This is a genomic window from Nocardia sp. NPDC051570, assembly GCF_044454005.1.
Taxonomy (GTDB): Bacteria; Actinomycetota; Actinomycetes; order Mycobacteriales; family Mycobacteriaceae; genus Nocardia.
Genome location: NZ_JBITDI010000006.1, coordinates 81,779 through 97,009, shown reverse-complemented (window position 1 = coordinate 97,009; position 15,231 = coordinate 81,779). Strand labels below are relative to the sequence as shown.

The following is a 15,231-nucleotide window of genomic DNA, read 5'->3' as shown; positions in this document are numbered from 1 at the left end:
AGGCACGAAGCTCCCGTCGCACGTATCGATGGATGATCGCCGATCCCGATTCTCACAATCGGCTCTGATCCGGATCTGATCTCCCCCTGATATCGGGGGCGCCGTGCCGACAGAGGCGTTTCAGGCGTGCGGCTGCCGCGCCAGCGCCTTGATCACCTCGGCCGCCATCACCGCTTGACCCGATGTCGAGAAGTGGATTCGGTCCTCGCTCAACAGATTCGGTCGATCGTTGACAGGATGCGGCCACATATCGATCACGAGGGCGTCGTATTCGGCGGCCAGGCGGCGGGTGATGTCGTTCATGGTCAGGATGCGTTCGTGCCAGTCCGGAAAGGCCGGAATCACATACGCTCTGCCCAGTGTGAAGGTCGTCAGCCGGGCGCGAGTCCCGGCCGCGAGGTCGTACATGCGCCGCATGATCTTCTCGATCTCGCCGAAGTCCGGCTGCCGCCGCACGATATCGTTCGGCCCGCACGGCAGATGCAGCAGATCCGGGCCGAAGTCGAGGATGCGATCGAATTGCCCGCTCACGGTCCGTGCGGTGGTGACCCCGAACTCCGAGGTATTGAGGTACCGCAGGTCCGGCTCGACCCGCCGCAGCGCGGCCACCACCCGATCGGCCCAGCCCCCGTCGGCATATCCCGGCGTGGGGTCGCCGGTGCCCGCCGACAGGCTGTCCCCGACCACGCCGAACCGTCGCCACGGGGCGCCCCGCAGCAATGCCGCGGCGTCGTCTTCGGACAGGCAGTAGGGATCGGTGTCCTCGGTCAGCGCGGAGCTCAACATGAGGTGAGAGTACGCTCGACCGTATTTTGACATCAAGGTCGCGCGTACCCGGTCGCGCCGACGCGGTGTGCCGCGTATCGGGTCGAAGTGGTGGAAATCGTTCTCCGCGTTCTCCTTTCGGCGATAGCATCGGGTGTCATCGAAGGAGGTCGACACCATGAGAATCGGTATCGGAATGCCGAATCAGGTCCGTAATGTCCGTCCGTCGATAATCCCGGCCTGGGCGGAACGGGCCGAGGACGCGGGCTTCGCCATCCTGGGCACGGTCGGCCGCAACGCCTATCCGGGCGTGGCGGATACCGTCGCGCTCGCCGCGGCCGCCGCCGTGACCAGCCGCACCGAGCTGATCAGCGGCGTGCTGCTCGGCGCCACCTGGCCCGCGCCGCTGCTGGCCAAGGAACTGGCCGGGATCGACGGCATATCCGGCGGCCGGTTGACCGTCGGGCTGGGCGTCGGCGTGCGCGAGGACGATTTCCTCGCCGACGGCTACGGTCCGCGCGGCCGGGGTGCGCGGTTCGACCGCGATCTCGAGGTGTTCCGCGAGGTGTGGCGGGGCGAACCGGTCGGCGGCGGCCCCAATGCCGCTGTGCCGGAAGGCACCCGGGAGGTGCCCATGCTCTTCGGCGGCTTCGCGCCGGCCGCGATGGACCGGATGGCGCGCTGGGGCCAGGGCTATATCGGCGGCTCGCTGCCCGCCTCGTTCGTGGGCCCGACCTTCGACGCGGCCAGCGACGCCTGGCAGCGTGCCGGCCGCGACGGCACACCCCGGCTGGTCGCCCTGGTGTACTTCGCGCTGGGTGACGGCGAGGCCGGTAAGCGGAACATCTACGACTACTACCTGTCCTCCGGCGAGGAGATGGCCACCCAGGTCGCCGCCGGGGTCTGCGATTCGCCCGCGAAGCTCGAGGAGGCGTTGTCGTCGTTCGCCGATATCGGTGCCACCGATATCGTCTTCAACAGCGGCACCGACGACGCCGACGACATCAAGCGCCTCGCCGACGTCGTGCTCTGACTCCCACCGCGGCGCCGCCCGCTCACCGGGCGGCCCGCGATCGGATCGGTGGTCACGACCGGGCCGGTTCCGTCCAGGTGACCGGAAGTTCGTGCACGCCATAGATGTTCATATCGGTTCTGAGCCGCACCTCGTCCGCGGGGATGGCGAGTTCGAGGGTCGGGAAGCGACGCAGCAGTCCCTCGAAACCGGCGCGCATCTCGATGCGGGCCAACTGCTGGCCGAGGCATTGGTGGATGCCGTGGCCGAAGGACAGGTGGCCGCGGGCCTTGCGGTGGATGTCCAGGGCATCGGGGTCGTCGAAGCGCCGGGGATCGCGATTGGCGGCCAGCAGCGAGACGACGACGGTCGATCCCCGCGCGATGGTCTCACCGCCGAGTTCGATGTCCTCGGTGGCGTAGCGATAGAAGATATCGGCGACGGACAGATAGCGCATGAGTTCCTCGACGGCATCGCCGAACAGCCCCGGGTCGGCGCGCAGTTCGGCCAGCTGCTCCGGATGCTCCAGGAGCGCGAAGGTGCCCAGTGCCAACATGTTCGCGGTGGTCTCGTGGCCCGCGAGCAACAGCAGGAAGGCGATGCCGACCAGCTCCTCGATGCCGAGGTCTTCGTCGCGTGCCAGGTCGGACAGGATGTCCTCGCCGGGTTCGGCGCGTTTGGCCATGACCAGTTCGGCCAGATATGTGGTCATCGCGCCGTACGCGGCCATCTTCTCCTCCAGCGTCTGATCCTTGACCAGGAACTGGGCGGAGTTGACCTGGAAGTTCGCCCGATCCGCGTAGGGGACGCCGAGCAGTTCGCAGATCACCAGCGAGGGCACCGGCAGCGCGAACTCGGTGACCAGGTCGACCGGCGGGGTCAGGCGCGCCATCTCGTCCAGCCGCCGTTCGGCGATATCGATGATGTGCTCCTCGAGCATCTTCATGCGTTTGACGGTGAAGGCGCCGATGAGCTTGCGCCGCAGGCGGGTATGGTCCGGCGGATCCATGGCGACGAACAGGCCCGGCACTCGCGGGGACGGTTCGGTGGCGACGGGCATGCCGGGAGTCTCGTAGGGCACGTGGACGATGCCGATGTCCTGACGGGAGCTGAATCGGGTGTCGGCCATGAGTCGGCGGACCGCCTCGTAGCCGGTGACGAGCCAGCCTTCGTGACCATCGGGGAAGATCAGGGGACTGACCGGGCGGGCCGCGCGCAGCCGGGTGATTGCGCGAGGCGGGTCGAAGGGCCCCGCATCGCGCTCCATGGGGAGGCCGTGCGGAACGGAAACTGTTCGGCTCATGGGGTTTTCCTTTCGCGGCCTGCGAGGCTGCCCTTGCCGGTGTTCACGTGAATACTGTCGCCAGCGCGGCTGACAGCGACCTGAGGTCGGCCTGATACGGCCGCTGACACGGTTCGGCACAATGGTCCGGGTGCAGATCGGAATGCTTGGACCGCTCGAGATCCGGGCAGATGACGGCGGATCGATCGAGGTAGCGGGTGTTCGGTTGCGGGCGTTGCTGATCGCCCTCGCGCTCGAACCGGGCCGCGTGGTCCCGAAAGCGACTCTGGTCGATTGGATTTGGGGTGAGCGGCCGCCCGCCGACGCCGCGAATGCCTTACAGGCACTGGTTTCCCGACTACGGCGAGCGCTGCCGGACGGATCGCTCGACGGGCAGGTGGGTGGATACCGGCTGACGGTCTCACCCCGCGCCGTCGACGCCGTGCGCTTCGAACAGCTTCTCGACCAGGCCCGCGGCGGTGACGACGCGCACCGGGCACCGCTGCTGCGCGCGGCCCTCGAGCTGTGGCGCGGTGCGCCGATGCGCGATGTCGAGGTGCGCGACAGCGCGGCCGTCGACGCGGTGATCGCCCGGCTCGAGGGGTTGCGTCTGGCCGCGATGGAGGATCTGTACGAGGCGGAGATCCGCCTCGGCCGGGGTCCGGAGCTGATCACCGAGCTGACCGAGCTGGTGGCCCGGAATCCGGTGCGGGAACGGCTCATCGCCGCGCTGATGCGTGCGCTCGGCGCCGCGGGCCGCGGCTCCGAGGCGCTGACCGTGTACCAACGAGCCCGCGAGGCACTCGGCGAGACGCTGGGCGTGGATCCCGCACCGGAACTGTCCGACCTGCACGTCGCGCTGCTGCGCGGCGAAGCGGGAGCGCGGGATAACGACCGCACAACGAATCTGCGGGCCGAATTGACCCGATTCGTCGGCACATACGCCGATGTCGCCGCCGTGCGCGAACTCATCGCGGACCATCGGCTCACCACGCTGACCGGGCCCGGCGGCTCCGGGAAGACCCGGCTGGCCACCGAGACCGCGCGGACCATGCTCGACGATCTGCCCGACGGGGCCTGGCTGGTGGAATTGGGGTCCGTCGGCGCGAGTGGTGATGTGGCGCAATCGGCGCTCGCCGCGTTCGGGCTGCGGGACGCGTTACTCGGCGGTGCGCACAACGCCGAACCGATGGACCGGTTCATCGCGGCGATCCGTGAGCGCGAAACGCTGCTGATCCTGGACAACTGCGAGCATGTGATCGAATCCGCGGCGGCATTCGCCCATCGCGTGCTCGGGGAATGCCGGCGGCTGCGGATCCTCGCGACGAGCAGGGAACCGCTCGGCATCACCGGTGAGGCGCTCTGGCGGGTCGAGCCGCTGGCGTTGCCCGCCGCGAACGCGGGCCCCGACGAGATCGAATCCTCCCCGGCCGTCGCGTTGTTGCGGGACCGCGCCGGTGCGGTGCGCAAGGATCTGGCCGCCGATGTCCGCACCCTGGCGACCATGGCGCGCGTGTGCCGGGCGCTCGACGGGATACCGCTGGCGATCGAACTGGCCGCGGCGCGCTTGCGCACCATGTCCCTCGATCAGCTGGCCAACCGACTCGATGATCGGTTCCGCCTGCTGACCGGCGGCAGCCGCACCGCGCTGCCGCGGCATCGGACGCTGCGCGCGGTGGTCGACTGGAGCTGGGAGCTGCTCACCGACGCCGAACGGATGGTGCTGCGCAGGCTCGCGGTGTTCTCCGGCGGCGCGAGTCTGGAAGCGGCCGAACAGGTGTGCGCGGATGACGCGGTGCGGCCGGGGGAGGTGCTCGACCTGCTGACCGCGCTGACCGAGAAATCGCTACTGCGCACCACCGGGGACGACGGGCCGCGGTATCGAATGCTCGACACGATCGAGCAGTACGCCCGGGACCGGCTCGTGGAGTCGGGGGAATCGGATCGGGCCCGTCGAGCGCATCTGGCGTACTTCACCGGACTCGCCGACACCGCGGATCCGCATCTGCGCCGCGCCGAGCAGTTGGAGTGGCTCGCCACGCTCGGGGCCGAACACGACAACATCGCTGTCGCGATGCGCGGCGCGCTCGCGGCCGGCGACGCGACCGAGGCGCTGCGACTCGCGGCGGCCGCGGGGTGGTACTGGTGGCTGGGCGGGCATAAGACCGAGGGCCTGGAACTGATCACCGCGGCCGCCGAGGCATCCGGTGAGGTCGACGATGCGACCCGGGCCTGGGTGTACGGGCTGGTCGCGCATTTCCTCACCTCCGGGCCGAATGACCAGTACCGGGTGGAGGATTGGATCCACAAGGCGGCCCGGTTCGGCGAGCGCGGCCGGATCCGCTACCCGCTGCTGGGATTCATCGGCGCGCTGGAACGCATGCTGCGCGGGCCGGACGCGCTGCTGACCGCGTTCGAACCGCTGCTCACCGAGGACGACCCCTGGGTGCGTGCGCTGGCCCGGCTGCAGATGGGCAAGATGCGGATCGTGCTCGGTGCGCAGGGGCAGGACGCGGACGCCCATCTCGAGACGGCGCTCGCCGAATTCCGGGCCCTCGGCGAGCGCTGGGGGATCTCGTTCGCGCTGCGCGAGCTCGCGGATCGCCTCGCCACCCGCGGCGAATTCGCCGATGCGTGTGAGCTTTTCGATCAGGCGATCGCGGTGGTCACCGAGGTCGGCGCGATCGAGGACGCGGTCCGGATGCGGGCGCGGCAGGCGCAGCTGTACTGGCTGCTGGGTGATGCGGAGGCGAGCGCGTCCGCCATGTCCGAGGCCCAGCGATACGCGGATCAGGCCGCCTGGCCGAACGCCTCGGCCGAACTGGCACTGACGCGGGCGGAGCTGGCCCGGTGGAGCGGCGACACCGAGCAGGCACACCGGCAGATCGGCCGCGCGACAACAACACTGGGCAGCGACGCCGAGCGGCCGAATATCAGCGCGGTGGTCCACGACCTGCTCGGCTACCTCGCCGACGATCTCGACGAAGCCCGCGAACACCACGCCGCGGCGTTCCGGGCGGCGGCCGGGGCCGGGCATGCGCCCGTACTCGCCCAGGTGCTCGTCGGGATCGCGGACCTGGCGCTGCGCGGCAATGACACCGAACAGGCCGCGCGGCTGCTCGCGGCGAGCGCCGCGGTGCGCGGACTGCCCGATCGTTCCCATCCCGACGCGGCCCGGATCGAGCGGACGGCACGAGATCGCCTCGGCGAAGCGCACTTCCGTGCGGCGATGCGGGAGGGCGCGCGGGCGAACTGGCGTGATCTGGTCGAGACCACGCTCGCCTCTCGAGCTACCGGGCCGAGCGGATCAACGCCGTGACCGCTTTCGGTGCGGCCAGCCATTCCCGGATAGTGTTGCGCACCAGAGTCGTTCGCGTGCATTCGCAATAGGCGTCCACGCCGTCGGCGTCTATACCCGCCCCGCGGCACAGCGCGATCGCCCGCGGTGCGTGCCGGGGCTGGGTGACGATGATCGCCCGGTCGATGCCGAACAGGCGGTGGGCGCGTTCGCACGTCTCCCAGGTCGACAGTCCCGCCCCATCGACCCGCAGCACGGCCGGGTCGACACCGCGATCCAGGAGATATCGCCGCATCGAGGCGATCTCATCGCCCGATCTGCCCGCCGAATCACCCGAGATCAGTACCGCACCGGCCTTCCGCGCAGCCAGCAACTCGATCGCGACATCGAGCCGCCCCCGCAGATACGCCATCGGCCGACCGTCCGGCCCGACCTTCGCACCCGGCACGATCACCACCGAGGCCGGCGGCACGGTCGCCACCGCGAACCGATGCCCCGCCGCCAGCATCCGGAGCCGCACATTCGCCCCGGCCACGACCACCATCAGCCCCGAGCCCACCCCGAGCGTCCCGCATACCCACCGACGATGCCGCCCGCGCACCCGCTGTCCCGCCACCCTCCCCACTCTTCCAGACACCACGAATCCGATCCGCGCCCAATCCCGCCCTGATCGAACAACTCTCGTTCGGCGGGTCGTGACCTCGACCGGCCGTATGTCGGTGGATAGGATCGAGTTGTCACCATGCCGCCATGCCCATCCGGGCGGAGAGGACGCGGGATGCGCATCGGGGAGCTTGCCAAGAGGGCCGCGACTACTACGCGGACGCTGCGGTATTACGAGTCTCGGGGGTTGCTGCTGGCTCAGCGGGACGGCAGTGGGTATCGGGTGTACGACGAGAACGATCTGCGAATGTTGCGGCAGATTCGGAGGTTGCAGGATCTCGGGTTCGATCTGGAGGAGATCAGGCCGTTCGTCGACTGTCTGCGGGCGGGGCATTCGACCGTGGACGAGTGTCCGGCGTCGTTCGCGGTGTATCTGAGCAAGCTGGGCGAGATCGACGATTGCATCGCGCAGCTCGAGCACGTCCGGACCTGGATTCACAACCAGATGGTCCAGAACCGTCTCGATTCCGTCGAAGAGCTGGAGTCGCCGCCGGCTCCGCGGTGCCTGTTCTCCGGAGGCGAGAGCGGGCGAGAGATGTTCCCGGCCCCGGCGGGTGCCGGGCGGATCGATATCGCGAGCGCGATGGACGGCCCGGTGGCGCCGGGCCGTCCACCGCGGCAAGTCAGGCGATGATCGGTGTGGTCTGCACGGCCGTCTCCGGCCCGACCTGGGCGCTTGCGTGCAGGTCACGCTTGCGGATGAACAGGAACGACAGCGCCGCCGCCACCGCGCAGGCCATCGCGCACCAGAACATGACATCGGTCAGTCCGGTGACGAATGCGGCACGCGCGGCGTCGATTACGCCGGAGCTCGCCGACGGCACGGCCTGACTCAGGCCGGAGGTTCCGCCATTGGCGACGGCCTGGCCGGCCGCATGCGCTCCCGACCCCAGGTCGCCGCCCGCCGCGGACGCGACGAAATGATTCGCGACCTTCAGATGGAAGATCGCGCCGAAGGCTGCCACGCCGACGGCGACGCCGACCTGCTGGAAGGTCTCGCCCATCCCCGAGGCCATGCCCGCGCGCTCGGGAGCCACCACACCGACGGTGACCGCGACGCGCGGCGGGTTGAACAGTCCCATACCCATCCCGGTCACCACCAGGCTCGGCAGCATCGTCGTCCAGGGGCTGTGCGGACCCACCAGCAGCATCAAACCCATGCCGACGGCGCACAGCGTCAGCGAGGAACCGAGCAGCAGGCCCGGGGCGATCTTGTTGATCAGATTGCCGGACGTCGCGGCGACCACGAACATCGTGACCATCATCGGCAGGAAGCGCAGGCCCGCGTCCCATGGCGAATAGTCCAGCACGTTCTGCAGATACAGCACCTCGAGGAACACCATGGTCAGCGTGGCCGCGTTGGACAGGAAGATCGCGGAGCACACGCCCGCGAAGGTCGGTATCCGCAGCAGCCGCAGATCGAACATCGCCCGCTCGCCCTGCCGCCACTCCACCACGACGAAGCCGATCAGCAGCACCGCCGAGGCGACGAACAGCGAAACGATCAGCGGGCTGGTCCACCCCTCGGCCTCGCCGCGCAGGAAGCCGAGTACCAGCGTCACCAGCATCGCCCCGAACACCACCATGCCGAACCAGTCGATGCCGAATGGCCTCGGGTCCTTGGACTCTCGCACCTTCACGACTCCGACGATCAGCGAGACGACCCCGATCGGGACATTGACCAGGAAGATCCAGCGCCAGCTGAGGGAGCTGGTCAGGAATCCGCCGACCATCGGCCCGCATGCCAGCGCCAGACCGGCGATGGCGCCGAAGATGCCGAACGCCTTGCCGCGCGCCGCGCCCTGGAACTCGTTGCCGATCAGGGCCGGTCCGACCGAGAACATGATCGCCGCGCCGATGCCCTGGATGCCCCGCGAGATGATGAGGAACAGCACGTCCTGCGACAGGCCCGCGGTGAGTGACGTGACCGTGAAGATCACGAACCCGACATTGAACACGGCCTTGCGGCCCAGGCGATCCGCCAGGGAACCACCGGTGACCAGGAAAGCCGCGAGGGTCAGTGTGTACGCGTCGATGACCCACTGCAGGTCGGTGAAGCTCGCGCCGAACGACGACCGCAGATCCGGTAGTGCGATATTCACGACCGACACATCCAGCATGAGCATGAACATGCCCAGACACACCAGCGTCAGCGTCCAGGATCTTGCGCTACCCGTGGACGTTTCGGCTTTCACAGCTGACATTCCAGTCTCCGCTCTCATCCTTTTGCCCGGAATTGCTTTCTTCCTCACTTCGGTCCGGGAACGGCGGCGGCCTTGCGCCACCGCCCGGTCCGCAGGTCGTACAGGTCCTTGTCGACGCCGTCGACGCCCGTGACCCGTAGCAGCGCGCGGCCCGCCGGTGTCACGACCGCGCAGTGCCGCAGCCCGGACACGGGGTCGTGCCAGTGCCGCAGGACCAGCCCGTCGGGCCAGGTCTCGCTCAGCTCTACGTCGTTGACCAGCGAGTAGAGATCGACGCTTGCCAGCGCGGTCGGGACCAGCGCCGACACCACGTCGGGCCGGTGGCCGTCGAGCACCGAGGTCCGCAGCACGCAGTCCAGGACGATGCTCGGCAGCACGAAGGACGCGAACGGCCCGTCGGTCGTGCGCACGCGCGGATTCAGTTGCGCCGCACCGCCGTCGGCCACCAGCCGCGGCTCGCGCAGCGCGCTGAACACCCCGCTCAGTCGGACCGGTGTCCCCTCGATCGCATAGGTGTCGGGTGCCGGTGTGCCCTCCGCGGGCACCGGCGGGCACCACGGACCGGTAGGCAGCGCGCGACCGAGGTGTACCACCATCCGGGCGTGCTCTCGCTCGGGGACCGGGCCGGCGGCCGGTGTCAGGATCCGCACCCACACCTGCTCGTCCGCGCCGTGCGTGGCCACCGCCCGCAGCGTGCGCGGCCAGCGATGCCGGGACGCCCTGATGAAGCCGGACAACACCACATCGCTGATCCGGATCGGAATCAGGCCGGGAACCAGCTCGGCGGCCGCTTCCGCGGCGATCTCGAGGATGACGGCACCCGGGACGGTGGGCCGGCCGTCGACCAGGTGATCCAGGAGGTAGGGATGGCGGTCCAGGCCGACGTCGAAGGTCCAGACGAGCTCGTCGTCGCCGGATCCGTTGCGCCGCAACGGCGGTCCGGCCAGGAACGCCCGGCGTTCGACCGGGCGGACGTACCTGTCGGGCACACCCGCCGTGTCGTCGGCCGGCTCCTTGCACGCGGCCCGGTAGCCCGGCGCTCGGCGTTCGAGTGTGGCCCAATCGAATTCGCCGATCCAGGTGGTCGCCAGGCCGGGGCCGCCGCGTCCGCTGAGCTCGGCCCGGAAGAACTCCCGGCCCTGGATGTCGGTGAGCTGCCCGATCTCGGACTGCCGGGCCAGGAAGGCGCCGCCGGGCGTATCGGCCGAGGCCATGCCCGACTCGACCCATAGGCCCGAGGCCAGGGCGACCTCGTCGCGCCCGAACACCTTGCGGCTGTGCGCGGCCGCGAGGAGCAGGAATTCGTTTCCGGCGCAGTAGTCGAACTCGCCGCGCAGCGGCGTGAACGCGGAGACGGAGCTGACGCTGGCCCAGACGGCGGGCTCCCGGTCGGCCAGGGCCGAGCGGAGATTCGCGTAGCCGCGGACCTTGACGTCGCGCACCATCCGGAAATCGGCCAGCTTCTTGCGACCGAGCATCGCCGTGCGGGCGAGACCGGCGCCGTGCAGCACCACATCGACGCTGCCGTCGGTGCTCAGCACCTCGTCGATGACGCGCCGGACGGCCTCCGCGTCGAGAACATCGCACTGCCGATAGCGCACGCGACCGGGACCGCACAGCCGTTCCAGTTCGCCTATCGTGCGCACCCGTTCGATCTCGTGCAGTTCCCGCTCGTACCGGCGATTGAGCTGCGCGAGCTTCTCCCCGGGGTGGCGGGCCATCAGCTCGCGCAGCGCATCCTCCCGGGGCCGTGGGGTGAGGCTGATCGAAAGATCCGGCGCGGGAGCGGTTCCGAGCAGCCACACGCCGCGCGGGGCCGCGCCGGTCACCACCTCGTGCACCAGATGCGCCGTGAGGCCGCGTGCGCCGCCGGTCGCGACGATCACCGGGGCCTCCGGCAGCCCGAGGGGTGTGTCGGCGGTCGGTGCCTCGGTGGCCACCAACATCAGTTCCCACCGCTGCCCCGCCGACAGGTACGCGACGGGCAGGTGCCGGTGGTGGGCCGACTCCTCGGCCAGCTGAACGAGGCCGTCCGCCAACCGGTTCCGGTCCGTCGCCAGCGAGAACACCAGGCAGCCGGGTAACTCCTGCTGCAGGCTGCGCACCACTCCGTTGAACACTCCGACATACGGCAGGGGAACGGTCCCGTCGATGGCATCGAGCAGGAGTACGGCGTAGCTTCCGCCCTGTTCGAGCGAGTCCGCACAGCGCTGCGCGGCGGCGAACGCGATGTCGTCGAGGTCCAGGACCTGTTGCGGGACGGCCGGTTCCGCGTTCCAGCGCTGGCTGCCGACCAGGACGCGCACGTGAGCGAAGCCGCGTCCGTCGTCGGCGACGACGCGAGCCAGTGCCTCGGCGTCGGCCAGATAGGTCGCCGGCCCCTCGCCACCGCCGGTGCGCGCCGATTCGGGAGCGATGATCAGACAGCCGGGTGGCAGCGTCACCGCGGACAGGGCGCCCGGATCGTCGGTCAGCACAAGGCTGTTCGCCGGTATGGCGAGTAGTGGATCCCGGATCCGTTCCCCGGGCCGGGACACGAGCTTCAGGGTGTGCCGCTGCGAGGTCTGCCGCAATGCCGGATAGGCGTCGCCGGTCGGCTCGGCGGTCACCACCAGCGACGGCGTGTGCCGATCCACGGTCCCCGTGATGACGGTTCGGGTGCCGGGTGCGTGCAGGGCGCGCAGCACGGCGACGGCGGCCTGCGCGCCGCCGTAATCGCGATCGGTGTCGTAAACAGCCTGGCGCGCTGAGGAATTCGTTCCCAGCTCCACCGTTCCCAATACCGGCATCCCCAGCCGCCGCGCGATGCTGTGCCGGGTGAGCAGGAAGCCGATCGCCGCCTCGGCCCCGTGCGGACCGGGCCGGTCGAGGTACGGCGTGACGGTGTTGACGCCGATCACGACGGCCAGATCGAGTTCACCGTCGCGCAGGTAACGCAGCGCCACGGCCGTCGCGGAGGTCACCGAGTCGGCGCCCGCGTCCACGGTCATGTTGGGGCCGTGCAGATTCAACCGCTGCACGACACGGGCGGCGATCACGTTCGGCATCAGGCCCGGATAGGAGTCCTCGTTGCTCGCGGGCACCATGGCGCGCACCGCGGCGCCGAGCAGCGAGGGTGGCATCCCGGCCGGGCCGGTCAGCTTCGCCGTCGCGTCGTCGAGATAGCAGCGCAGGTCGTAGCCCATCGCCGACCGAGTCGGGCCGGTATGTCCCACGAACACACCGGTACGTTCCGCCAGTCGCTCGTCCCGGGTCCACTCCCCGGCGAGCTGATCCCCACAGCGCATCGCCATGAGCTGGCCACGATCCATGGCGGCGAGCGCGGAGGGCGCCAGCCGCGCCTCCACCGGCGAGGGGAGCGGGTAGTCGTCACCGAACGTGGCCGGCCAGTCGGCGGTACCGTCCACCAGCCAGCGCCGGATCTGTTCCGCGCCGGGCTCGCCGGGCATATGGACGCCGTGGGCCACGACGACCACCGGATCCTCGGGTTCGACGGGCGTGGCGTCGGGCCGCGGGCCGGGCCTGTCGGACAGCAGGAGGTGGCCGTTGGTTCCGCCGAATCCCATCGCCGATACGCCCACGATGCGACGGCGGTCCGATCCGGCGGGCCAGGGCGTATCGGTCGTCGGTACGTGGATCGACTCCTCGAAACCCGCTGGGACCCGCGAGAATCGGCGCTGTGCGGGGATGGATTCGTGCCGCAGCGCCAACAGCGCGTGGATGGCGGAGACCGCGCCCGCGGCCCACCCGGAATGGCCGACCAGCGACTTGTTGGACGTCATGGTCCACGTCTTGCCGGGGCCGCCGTGCTGTTCGAGCGCCGTCATCTCGGTCTTGTCGCCCGTCGGTGTTCCGGTGGCGTGCGCGACGATCCAGTCGATGTCGGCCGCGGTGACGCCCGCGGCCGACCAGCCGCGCTCCAGGGCGATGCGCTGACCGGCCGCGTTGGGTGCGTAGATCGCCTTGCCGCGCCCGTCCGACGATCCACCGAATCCGGCGACGAAGCCGAGGATCGGATCGTTGTCTGCGACCGCCCGTGCATGCGTCTTCAACGCCAGCACGGCGGCGCCGTCGCTGAACAGCACCCCGTCGGCCGCGCCGTCCAGCGCCCGGACCGATCCGGATCGGGACAGGCCGCGCAGCTTGGAGAACAACACAAGGCTCTGCGCCTGCAGGGCCAGCGCCCCGCCGCACAGCGCCACATCCGCCTCGCCCGCGCGCAGGGCCCGGACACCGAGATCGATCGCGTACAGCGAGGACGAACAGGCCGTGTCGACGACGACGATCTCCGAGGAATCGGGCAGGTCGTGCGCGGCCATCCGGGCGATGCGGTGTGGCAGTAGGTCTTCGGGCGCATCGGCGGCCAGCGGATACAGTGCGTCCAACCCGTCCGGGACGGGCGTGCCGTGCCGGGCGAAGATCCCGCGGATCCCGGCCGCGACGAGCGACTGTTCGAGGTGCTGACTGCCGTCGGGCGTCATACCCACCGAGAACAGCCGCCGGTCCTCGGCGCGGAGGGTGACACCCTCGATGGCTTGCAGCAGCGAATGCCGCAACCACACCGCGGTGTACTCGTCGGTGGTGAAGGCGCCCGAGTCCATCTCTGCCCGCAGCCGCGGATGCGGCTCGAAGCCGTGCATGAAGCCCGCGACCCGCGAGTACGTGCGGTCCTCGGCGGACGGGTCCTCCGACCACATGGTCGCCAGGTCGTAGCGGTCCCCGGGCTCGCGGAAGACCGGCTCGTCGGCGCGCAGCAGCTGCCAGAACTGTTCCGGCGAGCTGGCACCGGGCACGGCCATCCCCATGCCCACGACAACGATCGCGTCGGTGTCGGGCGTCCGGGTCACAGTCCGGTCGAGTTCGGCGACGGTGACGATGCGACCGGTCCGAGAGGCATTGTCCCGCAACAGCAGAACGACTACCTCGGATACCGCCTCGACGGCGTCGGCCCGGCCGTGGACGGCGTCGGCCCGCACCGCGGCGTCGCCCGGCGGAACGGAACGCCGCGCGATATCGGCGAGGGCCCGGATCGTCTCGTCGTCGGCGGGTGTCTCCGAGACGAGTACGGTCACCACGGCCGGGGCGCCGATCCGGCGAATCCGTTCGGCGTCGAAATCGGCGAGGGCGGTCGCGACCCGCACGACGGCGTCCACCTCGGCGCGATCGGTCTCACCCCCGATGACGGTCCGCGCGCCGGACGCGGCCACCGCGCGGGCCACCGCGCCCGCCGGGCCCGCCGGGTCGCCGACGATCAGCACGTTCGGGGTCTGGTCCGGGACGCCCATTCAGCGCCCCACAGTCCGGACGGTGACGATCAGCTCGGCCAGTTCGACCAGCGTCGGTTGCACGAGGAAGCGCACATCGTCGGCCATATCGGCCAGGCCGAACTGTGCGGTGACCTTGCCCAGCATCTCCGAGCGTTTGAGCGAGTCGATGCCCAGGTCCGCCTCCAGATCGGCGTCTCCGGTCACCGCCTCGAGCGGATATCCGAGTGTCGACGCGTACAGGGCGCACAACTGCTCGAGCACCGAGTCGGTGTCCGGAACGGTCGAGGGCCCGGGCGCGACGGCCGGGGGAGTGGGGTCCACCGCGACCGTCACCGCCTGCTCGTGCCGGACGGTGACGATCAGCTCGGCCAGTTCGACCAGCGTCGGTTGCACGAGGAAGCGCACATCGTCGGCCATATCGGCCAGGCCGAACTGCGCGGTCACCTTGCCGAGCATCTCCGAGCGTTTGAGCGAGTCGATGCCCAGGTCCGCCTCCAGATCGGCGTCTCCGGTCACCGCTTCGAGCGGATATCCGAGTGTCGATGCGTACAGGCCGCGCAAACGCTCCAGCACCGAGTCGGTGTTCTCCAGCGGCACGGTCTCCGGAACCGCCTGCGGCACAACGGCGCCGGGACTGTCGTGGCGCTCGTGCCGATCCGGAATGTCCGCGATGCTCACCGTGGTCACATCGGGCACGCTGCGGCGCACCAGACCCGACAACCCGGATCGTCCGCATTCCA

General features: G+C 69.9%; 9 protein-coding genes. 3 read left to right on the top strand and 6 right to left on the bottom strand.

Annotated features, from left to right (window positions below; all coding sequences use genetic code 11):
• Positions 1-120: 120 nt before the first annotated feature.
• Positions 121-786, bottom strand: coding sequence for an SGNH/GDSL hydrolase family protein (locus ACIA76_RS16630; RefSeq protein ID WP_397152676.1), 666 nt, complete (start codon positions 784-786; stop codon positions 121-123).
• Positions 787-943: 157 nt separating this feature from the next.
• On the opposite strand from ACIA76_RS16630, the gene ACIA76_RS16625 reads away from it, so the two are divergent.
• The gene (locus ACIA76_RS16625) at positions 944-1,798 is read left to right on the top strand and encodes an LLM class flavin-dependent oxidoreductase (RefSeq protein WP_397152675.1); all 855 of its coding nucleotides are present in this window, start codon (positions 944-946) and stop codon (positions 1,796-1,798) included.
• Between the two features lie 52 nt (positions 1,799-1,850).
• On the opposite strand, the gene ACIA76_RS16620 is transcribed toward ACIA76_RS16625, so the two are convergent.
• Positions 1,851-3,080 (bottom strand): cytochrome P450, encoded by a 1,230-nt coding sequence (locus tag ACIA76_RS16620; protein WP_397152674.1) that lies wholly within the window; start codon positions 3,078-3,080, stop codon positions 1,851-1,853.
• Positions 3,081-3,201: 121 nt separating this feature from the next.
• On the opposite strand from ACIA76_RS16620, the gene ACIA76_RS16615 reads away from it, so the two are divergent.
• The gene (locus tag ACIA76_RS16615) at positions 3,202-6,378 is read left to right on the top strand and encodes a BTAD domain-containing putative transcriptional regulator (RefSeq protein ID WP_397152673.1); all 3,177 of its coding nucleotides are present in this window, start codon (positions 3,202-3,204) and stop codon (positions 6,376-6,378) included.
• On the opposite strand, the gene ACIA76_RS16610 is transcribed toward ACIA76_RS16615, so the two are convergent.
• Complete coding sequence (locus ACIA76_RS16610) at positions 6,350-6,973, bottom strand: vancomycin high temperature exclusion protein (protein ID WP_397152672.1); 624 nt, start codon at positions 6,971-6,973, stop codon at positions 6,350-6,352. The two genes, ACIA76_RS16615 and ACIA76_RS16610, sit on opposite strands and share 29 nt — an antisense overlap.
• A gap of 162 nt (positions 6,974-7,135) precedes the next feature.
• On the opposite strand from ACIA76_RS16610, the gene ACIA76_RS16605 reads away from it, so the two are divergent.
• Positions 7,136-7,654, top strand: a complete 519-nt coding sequence (locus tag ACIA76_RS16605) for a MerR family transcriptional regulator (RefSeq protein ID WP_397152671.1) — start codon at positions 7,136-7,138, stop codon at positions 7,652-7,654.
• On the opposite strand, the gene ACIA76_RS16600 is transcribed toward ACIA76_RS16605, so the two are convergent.
• Genes ACIA76_RS16600 through ACIA76_RS16590 form a run of 3 tightly spaced genes read right to left on the bottom strand, consistent with a single transcriptional unit; the run spans position 7,644 to position 15,007 of the window.
• On the bottom strand, positions 7,644-9,224 hold the full coding sequence (locus tag ACIA76_RS16600) for an MFS transporter (RefSeq protein ID WP_397152670.1): 1,581 nt from the start codon (positions 9,222-9,224) through the stop codon (positions 7,644-7,646). The two genes, ACIA76_RS16605 and ACIA76_RS16600, sit on opposite strands and share 11 nt — an antisense overlap.
• A gap of 44 nt (positions 9,225-9,268) precedes the next feature.
• A complete protein-coding gene (locus ACIA76_RS16595; protein WP_397152669.1) occupies positions 9,269-14,509 on the bottom strand; it encodes an SDR family NAD(P)-dependent oxidoreductase in 5,241 nt (1,746 codons plus the stop codon).
• Positions 14,510-15,007 carry a phosphopantetheine-binding protein gene (locus ACIA76_RS16590; RefSeq protein ID WP_397153057.1) on the bottom strand — a complete coding sequence of 166 codons (498 nt, stop codon included), beginning with the start codon at positions 15,005-15,007 and terminating at the stop codon, positions 14,510-14,512. It lies immediately after the preceding gene.
• Positions 15,008-15,231: the final 224 nt, after the last annotated feature.

What these genes read in the sequence shown, in the direction of transcription:
- ACIA76_RS16630 (WP_397152676.1), bottom strand. Translation starts at nt 786, where the DNA reads ATGTTGAGCTCCGCGCTGACCGAGGACACCGATCCCTACTGCCTGTCC.
- ACIA76_RS16625 (WP_397152675.1), top strand. Translation starts at nt 944, where the DNA reads ATGAGAATCGGTATCGGAATGCCGAATCAGGTCCGTAATGTCCGTCCG.
- ACIA76_RS16620 (WP_397152674.1), bottom strand. Translation starts at nt 3,080, where the DNA reads ATGAGCCGAACAGTTTCCGTTCCGCACGGCCTCCCCATGGAGCGCGAT.
- ACIA76_RS16615 (WP_397152673.1), top strand. Translation starts at nt 3,202, where the DNA reads ATGGTCCGGGTGCAGATCGGAATGCTTGGACCGCTCGAGATCCGGGCA.
- ACIA76_RS16605 (WP_397152671.1), top strand. Translation starts at nt 7,136, where the DNA reads ATGCGCATCGGGGAGCTTGCCAAGAGGGCCGCGACTACTACGCGGACG.
- ACIA76_RS16600 (WP_397152670.1), bottom strand. Translation starts at nt 9,224, where the DNA reads ATGTCAGCTGTGAAAGCCGAAACGTCCACGGGTAGCGCAAGATCCTGG.
- ACIA76_RS16595 (WP_397152669.1), bottom strand. Translation starts at nt 14,509, where the DNA reads ATGGGCGTCCCGGACCAGACCCCGAACGTGCTGATCGTCGGCGACCCG.